General features: G+C 59.8%; 2 protein-coding genes. Both read left to right on the top strand.

Annotated features, from left to right (window positions below; all coding sequences use genetic code 11):
* Window positions 1-273 (top strand): hypothetical protein (locus JUK32_RS00860; protein WP_204136974.1); only part of this gene is annotated, 273 nt, incomplete at its 5' end.
* Between the two features lie 123 nt (window positions 274-396).
* Window positions 397-774 (top strand): hypothetical protein, encoded by a 378-nt coding sequence (locus tag JUK32_RS00855; RefSeq protein WP_204136973.1) that lies wholly within the window; start codon window positions 397-399, stop codon window positions 772-774.
* Window positions 775-844 lie beyond the last annotated feature (70 nt).

Genomic DNA, 844 nt, shown 5'->3' with positions numbered 1-844 from the left:
CACTTTGAGATTTGGGAGGGCTTTAGCGGGGAATATGGCAGCTACGGTGCCCGTGAGCGGGTGAACCTGGCGGATCTAAAGCAGCCGGAAATGTTCGATCGCTTCGTCAAAACCTTCACCGACCCGCAAGCGCTGAACCCGGAGAAGTATCGTGCACGGGTGACGCGGGAGGTAGCGGCAGAGCTGGCAAAGCTGTCGCGCTGGCTAGAGGAGAATGCCCCTCACCCTAAATCCCTCTCCCTGGAGAGCTACGGTGTATACATAAGTCCTTAATGATGTCGTTACCAGCTTTATGGCCCCCTAAATCCCCCGATTCCGGGGGACTTTGCCGTTAGGTTCCCCCCAGAATTGGGGGGCGGAGGGGGGCAAAGGCAGAATTTTGATCTCCCATGCGAGATGTGTATACACGGTAGCTCCTCCGGGAGAGGGGCCGGGAGAGGGGCCGGGGGTGAGGGCACCGGAGGTGAGGGCATCCAAGGCACCCTACCTGGCACCGAAATCCCCGCCGCCGCGATCGTCGAACCCGTCGAACAACAAAAGTGGCCCACCCAGCCCAAAGCCCAGCTCGCCGCCATCCGCGACCTGCTGCGCACCACCCCCGGCGACTGGACCACCCCACAAATCGCCGCCCAATTCAAAGGCCGCACCATCCAGAAAAAACTCGACGCCATTACCGCCAACCTCGAACGCCTCGAATGGTTCGGCCTCGTCATCCCCGAACAGCGCGACGGCCTCACCTATTGGCACTCCGCCGATACCACCAAAGCCGCCTAGGGATCTGCAACTAAATAAAGTACCCGTTCAATCCGGTTTCGACTTCGCTCAACCTACCAGTATCGAGAGT

Origin of the sequence: Halomicronema sp. CCY15110, from assembly GCF_016888165.1 — a bacterium.
Taxonomy (GTDB): Bacteria; Cyanobacteriota; Cyanobacteriia; order Phormidesmidales; family Phormidesmidaceae; genus Halomicronema.
The sequence above is the reverse complement of the archived record's forward strand: the minus strand, read 5'-3'. Positions and strand labels throughout refer to the sequence as shown.